This window comes from Pseudoalteromonas sp. APC 3691 (assembly GCF_030408135.1).
Lineage (GTDB): Bacteria > Pseudomonadota > Gammaproteobacteria > Enterobacterales > Alteromonadaceae > Pseudoalteromonas.
This window is the reverse complement of sequence record NZ_JASDCB010000104.1, coordinates 1-7,964: the sequence shown is the minus strand read 5'-3', so window position 1 is coordinate 7,964 and position 7,964 is coordinate 1. Positions and strand designations below refer to the sequence as shown.

The 7,964-nt window shown below is 37.9% G+C and carries 5 protein-coding genes, 6 tRNA genes and 1 pseudogene; 9 read left to right on the top strand and 3 right to left on the bottom strand.

What is annotated here, in order from left to right:
- Positions 1-183: pseudogene (locus QL998_RS19830) on the top strand (ISAs1 family transposase); the annotation flags it as partial.
- Between the two features lie 160 nt (positions 184-343).
- Here QL998_RS19830 and QL998_RS19825 read toward each other — a convergent pair.
- A complete protein-coding gene (locus QL998_RS19825; protein ID WP_290193337.1) occupies positions 344-1,369 on the bottom strand; it encodes a methyltransferase in 1,026 nt (341 codons plus the stop codon).
- A gap of 66 nt (positions 1,370-1,435) precedes the next feature.
- A complete protein-coding gene (gene trmB / locus QL998_RS19820) occupies positions 1,436-2,161 on the bottom strand; it encodes a tRNA (guanosine(46)-N7)-methyltransferase TrmB (protein ID WP_007582957.1) in 726 nt (241 codons plus the stop codon).
- Between the two features lie 161 nt (positions 2,162-2,322).
- On the opposite strand from trmB, the gene mutY reads away from it, so the two are divergent.
- Positions 2,323-3,384 carry an A/G-specific adenine glycosylase gene (mutY, locus tag QL998_RS19815; RefSeq protein WP_024605356.1) on the top strand — a complete coding sequence of 354 codons (1,062 nt, stop codon included), beginning with the start codon at positions 2,323-2,325 and terminating at the stop codon, positions 3,382-3,384.
- 35 nt (positions 3,385-3,419) lie between these two features.
- On the top strand, positions 3,420-3,692 hold the full coding sequence (locus QL998_RS19810; protein WP_024600750.1) for an oxidative damage protection protein: 273 nt from the start codon (positions 3,420-3,422) through the stop codon (positions 3,690-3,692).
- Positions 3,693-3,745: 53 nt separating this feature from the next.
- Here QL998_RS19810 and QL998_RS19805 read toward each other — a convergent pair whose 3' ends face one another.
- The gene (locus QL998_RS19805; protein ID WP_290193336.1) at positions 3,746-6,523 is read right to left on the bottom strand and encodes an ATP-binding protein; all 2,778 of its coding nucleotides are present in this window, start codon (positions 6,521-6,523) and stop codon (positions 3,746-3,748) included.
- A 259-nt stretch (positions 6,524-6,782) separates the two neighbouring features.
- On the opposite strand from QL998_RS19805, the gene QL998_RS19800 reads away from it, so the two are divergent.
- The 6 genes from QL998_RS19800 to QL998_RS19775 all read left to right on the top strand — a co-directional run bounded on the left by QL998_RS19800 (position 6,783) and on the right by QL998_RS19775 (position 7,654).
- A tRNA-Phe gene (locus tag QL998_RS19800) sits at positions 6,783-6,858 on the top strand.
- Positions 6,859-6,929: 71 nt separating this feature from the next.
- Positions 6,930-7,005 (top strand) — tRNA-Thr (locus QL998_RS19795).
- 134 nt (positions 7,006-7,139) lie between these two features.
- Positions 7,140-7,215, top strand: a tRNA-Phe gene (locus QL998_RS19790).
- 59 nt (positions 7,216-7,274) lie between these two features.
- Positions 7,275-7,350: transfer RNA gene (locus QL998_RS19785), tRNA-Thr, on the top strand.
- Between the two features lie 51 nt (positions 7,351-7,401).
- Positions 7,402-7,477 (top strand) — tRNA-Phe (locus QL998_RS19780).
- Positions 7,478-7,578: 101 nt separating this feature from the next.
- Positions 7,579-7,654: transfer RNA gene (locus tag QL998_RS19775), tRNA-Thr, on the top strand.
- Positions 7,655-7,964: the final 310 nt, after the last annotated feature.

Sequence of the window (7,964 nt, the reverse complement as noted above, 5' to 3'; positions counted from 1 at the left end):
GATGAATCGAGAATACGCAAACTTCAAGGGCCATTAATGTTTAATGTAATGCGAAAGATAGCCATGGCGCTTTTTAAACAAGATGCATCTAAGTCAGCAAGTATGGCGAGGAAAAAGAAAATGGCAGGGCTAGACGATGATTACCGCTCAACCCTGCTAGAGTCTGGGATTAAAATGCGCTAGCCGTGGCATTATTTCGTTATCGCCTGAATTAATTTTGATTATTTAGAGTTTTAGTTTAGCAAAGACGGGAGAAAATGAAGGAAAAAAGCTAAATTAATTCTTATATTTATTCGAAGGTTAGCTTGAGCGCGTTTGCACTCAAGCATTTTTAAAAATAATACTAGCTGCTATATACGGCAAACTTGTTATTTTTAAATACCGTTTGGTAGCTTTCAAATTGCGTTTCTAAAATAGGCGGGTATTTTAAAAAGCTGTTAGCTACAATATTCAGCTTTCCTGCTTTAGTTAAATGCTGTTTTGCATTTGCTAAAAATGTCTCTGCTACTGTGTAGTCGGTTGCAATACCCGTATGAAAAGGTGGATTGCTAATAATTAAATCAAACTTACCGGTAATGCTTTTAAGGCCGTCACTTAATATCGCTTCGCCTTTGATGCTGTTAAGCTTTAGGGTTTGCTGTGTTGCGTAAGTTGCCAGTGCACTTACATCACTACACACAAACTCAAGTGATGGATTATGCAGCCCTAAAAAGGTTGCTATTAAACCTGCGCCACAACCAAAGTCGAGAACCCTACCTTGCTTAATTGTCGGTGTGTTTTCGAGTAGAACTTTCGTTCCCATATCTAAACTACCGTGATTAAACACACCAGGAATACTAATAGCTGTAAACTCGGTGTCAGCAACATTAACAACAAACTTTTTATGGTAGGTCGTAATATCAAAATTAGGGTGCTGGGTAATCTCAGCAAATGAGTAAAGAACGCAGTGCTTAGCCGAATCAATTTTGTTACTAAACTCTGCTTTGCCAGCTAATTGCTTTTCAATTGATTTAACACCACTTTTATTTTCACCTATCACTAATAGCTCGGCATCATCAGTAATAGCAGCTCGAATATTATCAAGCGCCATTAATAACTCTGGTTTTGATTTAGGATAGTAAAGAATAACTAAATCATAGCCGTTACCAGGTATTGTGTGATTTACATGGATTTCAACGTCTTTGCTGTTTTTAGCAAACTCACCGTTAGCATGGTTGTAGCTAAATGCAGTTACCTTGCTTTGCGGGTTAAGCTTTTTAAGCTCTGTTAAAAAGCCATCTTGAACAAAGTTGACCACCAAGATAGATTTGCCCGTTAATGCCTCGCTATTACGAAGTAACAGTAAACTTGGGTTGGTTAGTACGCTCATAAATGGCTTTGCCTTACAGTATGTTTAGTTTTATCAAAAATAAAAGTGAGTGCTTAAAGTTACAAATTACTCAGTACGTTCAAACATTAAATCCCACACGCCATGGCCTAGGCGATGTCCGCGCTGCTCAAACTTAGTAAGCGGGCGCAAATCTGGACGTGGAACATAATCGTTAGTTTCTGATTGGTTTTTAAAACCAGGAGCTACATTCATTACTTCAAGCATATGCTCTGCATAGTTTTCCCAATCTGTTGCCATATGAAAAACGCCACCCATTTTAAGTTGGGCTCTTAGTTTTTCAACAAACTCAGTTTGTACAATACGGCGTTTGTGATGGCGCTTTTTATGCCAAGGATCAGGGAAAAACAATTGTAGAGTTGTTAAGCTTTCATTAGGTATACAATCTGCAAGTACTTCAACTGCATCGTGTTCAAAAATACGTAAGTTAGTAATGCCTGCTTCATCGGCATCCATTAAACAAGCACCAACGCCTGGGCGGTGTACTTCAATACCAATAAAGTTCAGGTGAGGGGCATTTGTTGCCATTTCGACAAGCGATTTACCCATACCAAAACCAATTTCTACTACTACATCGTTGTTATTGCCAAAAACTTCGCTTAAATCAAGCATACCGTTTTTATGCTCTAGGCCCATTGTTGGCCAACATTTTTCGATTGCAGCGGCTTGGCCTTTGGTTAATCGACCTTCGCGTTTTACAAAACTGCGAATAGTGCGGATGTATTTACCTTCTTGCTTAGCTTGCTCAAGGTTAGTGTTGCTTGATTCACTCATATTATTGGCCTGACAAAAACAATGTGTTTAAAAATGGTTGCATATTATCCCTGACGAAGCCGGCAATCACAAGTATTAGCTGGTTTTACAGCGCCTATAGCTTGATCTTTTTATTAACTACAATAGACTGAGCCGCCATTGAGCATCAGTAAAAGTAAAATATGTTGGATTTAAATAAAGAACAGTCAAATTGGTTTTCTAACCAAGTTGTTGATTGGTATGACCTTCATGGGCGTAAAACATTTCCATGGCAGTTGGGTAAAACACCTTATAAAGTGTGGGTGTCTGAGGTGATGCTGCAACAAACTCAAGTTATTACTGTTATCCCATACTTTGAAAAGTTTATGCAAAGCTTTCCAGATATTATTGCTTTAGCCGATGCTGATGAAGATTTAGTACTGCATCACTGGACCGGCTTAGGGTATTACGCTCGTGCGCGTAACTTACATAAAACAGCTAAAATAGTACGTGACAAGTACCAAGGCGAATTTCCACAAACGCTTGATGAGGTTATGGATTTACCTGGAATAGGGCGCTCTACTGCCGGGGCTGTTTTATCATTGTCGCTTGGACAGCATCATCCAATTTTAGATGGGAATGTTAAGCGAGTCTTAGCGCGCTACTTTATGATAGAAGGTTGGTACGGTGTTAAAAAAGTCGAAAACCAGCTTTGGCATTTATCAGAGCAATTAACACCTAAAAATAATGTCACCGAATTTAATCAAGCTATGATGGATTTAGGTGCGAGTGTTTGCTCACGCAGTCGCTTTGATTGCGAGGCTTGCCCATTAAATTCAGGTTGTGGTGCCTTTAATGCAGGTAAAGTAAAAGAGTTTCCATATTCTAAACCTAAAAAAGCAGTGCCAAAGAAGAGTTGTCATCAGTTAATTGTTCAGTGCGGCGATAAAGTGCTTATGGAAAAACGCCCTAACAGCGGTATTTGGGGAGGACTGTTTGGCTTTTTTGAATTTAATGAGTACGAGGAGCTTCAAACGTTTTTAGCTCAGCAAGGATTAGAAGCCGACTTAGTAGAGCTTGAAGCATTTATTCATGTGTTTTCACATTTTGAGCTGAAGATTAATCCGCATGTACTCAATGTTAAGAAAATTCCTGATGTAGTAAATGACAAACAATTAGTGTGGTATCCGCTTGATCAATCAATAGAGGTTGGCCTAGCAGCGCCAACTAAAAAGTTGGTTAAACAAATTACAGCAATAGTATAGAATAGTCCCATATTTAGCGTTAGAGAGAATCAATCATGGCACGTACAGTATTTTGTCAAAAGTTACAAAAAGAAGCCGAAGGGCTTGGCTTTCAGTTATACCCTGGTGAAATTGGTGAAAAGATTTTTAATAACATCTCTAAAGAAGCGTGGGGTCAGTGGCAGCATAAGCAAACAATGCTTATTAACGAAAAGCATTTAAATATGATGGACCCAGAGCACCGCACATTTTTAGAAGAGCAAATGGTTGGCTTTTTGTTTGAAAATAAAGATGTGGAAATTGAAGGTTATCGACCGCCTGAAAAATAATATTTTAAACATAAAAAAAGGGCTAAATAGCCCTTTTTTTTGTGTGCGGTTATTTAATCACTTAACTCATCTTCTTGCTCAGAAATTTTAATTTGTTCTTTTAAAAATTGAGCTGCCTTAGAGTATTCAATTTCTAACTTATCTCTTAAGTCTATTAATTCATCGGTAGTGAGTTCACCCTTTTTACATTTATCTTCAAATGCACTTGAAAGTTCTGCCACCGTTTGGGCACCAATTGTTTTGGAGATCGATTTTAATTGATGACACCCTTCAATAATCTCATCTAAATCGTTAACCATAACGCCTGAATTAATCCCCTTAATTAGCCCTTGGCTTTGTTCTAAATACATCTTGAAAAAACGTAACTGTTTAGCTTCGTCACCATTTACATATTTAGCAACTGCTTGCATATCAATAGGTAGCGCCATGGTTTGATGGATAACTACATTCGGGTTTTGGCTTTGCCTATCGCTCCAACGTTTTAAAGTGTCCTCTAACGCGTTTAGCTCTATAGGTTTGGTAATGAAGTCGTTTATACCTACGGCTAAACAACGCTCTTTTTCGCCTTTAAGTGCGTTTGCTGTTACAGCAATGATGTAAGGCTGTGCATCAATTGATTCTAATAACTCTGCTTCGTTACGGATTTTTTCGATCATATCGTAACCCGACATTTTAGGCATGTGTAAGTCGGTTAAAATAAGTGAGTAATCACCTTTTCTCCAGATATCTAAGCCTTCTTCACCGTTGTTTGCTATCTCAACGCCAAAACCTAGTATGTGTAATTGATCGGCTAGCACTTGTTGGTTTAGGAGGTTATCTTCAACCAGTAAAATCAATTTGTTTGATTTACGAGCTTGCTCAACATTTAAATAATTATTAAGTGTTTTGGTTTTTTTAATTTGTTTAGGTGTATGCAAACCAGCAGCGACTAAAATAGACAGCATAAAGTTAGACTTACATAAAGGAGAGGCATTAATATAAAAAATATTATTATGATTTATAGCCGCTTCATCAAGCTTGCTTAGTACAACAACTTGTTGGTTATAATCCTCTAATGAATAAAATAAGCGTCTTAGGAGCGCGTTTGTTTTATCCATATTGTCTATGCCATCAGCCACCCAAATAATATCTTGCACATGCTGATATTCTTCAGCTTCTTCTTCAGTATGTACATAAGTAATTTTAGCGCCCATAAACGATAAGTAGCGGTACATTACTTTTTCACGTTCTAGATGATTACTAACTACAATAATCCTCTTACCATTTAATGCACCTTTGTGTGCGTACTTAATTTTCCCTGATGTACTAAATGGTAATTCAACAGTAAATTCACTGCCAATTCCTGTATGGCTTGTTACATGAATAGTCCCTAGCATAAGCTCAGTTAAGCTTTTACAAATAGAAAGACCTAAACCTGTCCCTCCATATTCTCGGGTAATCGAATTTTCGGCTTGAATAAACGGATTAAATATTTCGCGTAGTTGTGCCTGCGACATGCCTTTACCGTTATCAGTTACGCAAAAGCGTAAAGTAAAGTGATCTGTCGTATTGTGTACCACCTCTACTGATATTTTTACATGGCCTTGAGTTTTTTCATCAGTGCTCGTAAATTTAATTGCGTTGCTACATAGGTTATACAGAATCTGGCGTACACGTACGCTATCGCCGGTAAGATTTATAGGAATATCTGGTGCTATTGCTAGCTCTAAATCAAGCTCACGTTTTTTAGCAACAGAGGAAAGTACTCGAGCAACTTCTTCAATGGTATCGGTTACCGAAAACGGGATAGGGTCAATATTTAATTTTCCAGCCTCAATTTTAGAAAAGTCTAAAATATCGTCCAAAATACTCAATAACGAGAATGCTGATTCACGAATAATCGTACTTAAGCGATGCTGAGCGCCATCAAGTTCGGTTTGGCGAAGTAAATCAATAGTACCTATAACACCGTTCATTGGCGTTCTAATCTCATGACTCATGGTTGCTAAAAACGTTGTTTTAGTCTCGCTTGCTCGCTCTGCTTTTAGTGTTGCTTGCTCAAGCGCTAAAGTACGATTTTGTACTTCGGCCTCTAGACCATTTTGTAATTTATAAAGCTCTTTTTGGGCTGCGTCATTCTCACTCATTGCACTTTGTACTTTTTGCAATAATAGATTGATGTGTCTTGCAACTACACCTAGGCCAATATCGAGTTGCTCGTCAACATTACTATTGTAATTAGCATCGTCGATGATTGCCTGTAGCTCTTGCGTAAGAATGTCAGTACTTTTACGTAAGCGAGTATTAATGTACATATTAAACATTAAAGTAAATATAAATAATGAAGCTACACACGCTATAGCAATTATATAAGCGATAACTTGAGAATCTTGAGTGCTTAAAGGTATGGCAGGTAAATTTTGCTTAATGATAAGCTCGCCAATGGGCTGATCATTTAATAATAGTAGGTGGTGCATAATGCCTTGCTCCACTAAGTGATTTTCAGCTCTAATAGAGTCGATAGCAGGCTTACTACTGCTGTATACTAATTGAGTATCAGATGTAGTATTAAATCGATATAAAGTATATTCAAAGTCATTATCTAATAAATGTGTTAAATCGAGTAACTGCTTTACTTTACCTTGACCGTACATAGTTAATGCATCAACCATAGGCAAATCTAATCTATCGGCGAGCGTTACGATATTAACCGGTGGTTTGGGTTGAGCTGTGCTAACTTCAGTTTGCGCGTAGAATGAATGGGCAACTATAGCAAGTGCTGTTACAGCTATATTAATGATTAAAAAAAGAGGCAGTAGGCCTTTTACCGGTGAAGAGAATTTACTCTGCATTTAACGTTCCCTGGTTGGTATATTTAAATACAATAAGTCTTTATTGTATTATTGCAGTAATCGTAACATTTACGAAAAATAATTCACTACGTTTTTAGTCTGATTTAGTTATATTTATTTATGGTTATAGTCAGGTTTGTGGTAAAAATGAACGTTATTAATAAAAAACGTACTGAGTTGCTTGAAAACCGTTCAAACAGTTATAAAGAATAAAAAAAAAGTTGACTTGTAAGGGCAAAACTCGTTTAATACGCCGCACGCCCAGATAGCTCAGTCGGTAGAGCAGAGGATTGAAAATCCTCGTGTCCGTGGTTCGATTCCGCGTCTGGGCACCATTATTAAAGTAATGGTGTTTAAATCATAGAGTTAAACATTGTTATGCGTGCCTTAGCACACAGTTTTGTGTGCCGACTTAGCTCAGCTGGTAGAGCAACTGACTTGTAATCAGTAGGTCAACCGTTCGACTCGGTTAGTCGGCACCATTTATTTAAAGTAGTTTGAAAAGAAAGCTGTAATCACTAGTCTGTTCAAATTACCCGTCGACTCGGTTAGTCGGCACCATTTACAAAGCTAAAAGTTAAATAATTATTTTACTTTTAGTTAGCACAGTTTATGTGCCTCGATAGCTCAGTCGGTAGAGCAGAGGATTGAAAATCCTCGTGTCCGTGGTTCGATTCCGCGTCGAGGCACCATTTATTAAAAGTTATCAATCTTTAAAATTGATAAAGTGCCTTAGCACACAGTTTTGTGTGCCGACTTAGCTCAGCTGGTAGAGCAACTGACTTGTAATCAGTAGGTCAACCGTTCGACTCGGTTAGTCGGCACCATTTATTTAAAGTTAATTGTAAAGTATCACAATTAATTAGCACAGTTTATGTGCCTCGATAGCTCAGTCGGTAGAGCAGAGGATTGAAAATCCTCGTGTCCGTGGTTCGATTCCGCGTCGAGGCACCATTTATTGAAAAGCCTTGCTTATGCAAGGTTTTTTTATTTTAAGTGCTTTATAAAGTTCTCAATCTTTAAAATTGAACGTGCCTTAGCACACAGTTTTGTGTGCCGACTTAGCTCAGCTGGTAGAGCAACTGACTTGTAATCAGTAGGTCAACCGTTCGACTCGGTTAGTCGGCACCATTTATTTAAAGCCTCGCTTATTGCGGGGCTTTTTTGTTTTCGATTTTAGAATTAAAAATACCCATAGTTAAAAGCGACACAACTGGCTTGTAATCAGTAGTCTGTACAAGTTATCCGTTCGACTCGGTTAGTCGGCACCATTTATTTAAAGCCTCGCTTATTGCGGGGCTTTTTTGTATCTGTTGTCTCGTCCTGAAATGTGTTTACACATTTAGGATTTATTATGACCAAGTCAAATAATACACCGATCAAACGAACACAACGAGATTATTCATTAGGCTTTAAATTACAAGTTGTCGACGCTGTAGAA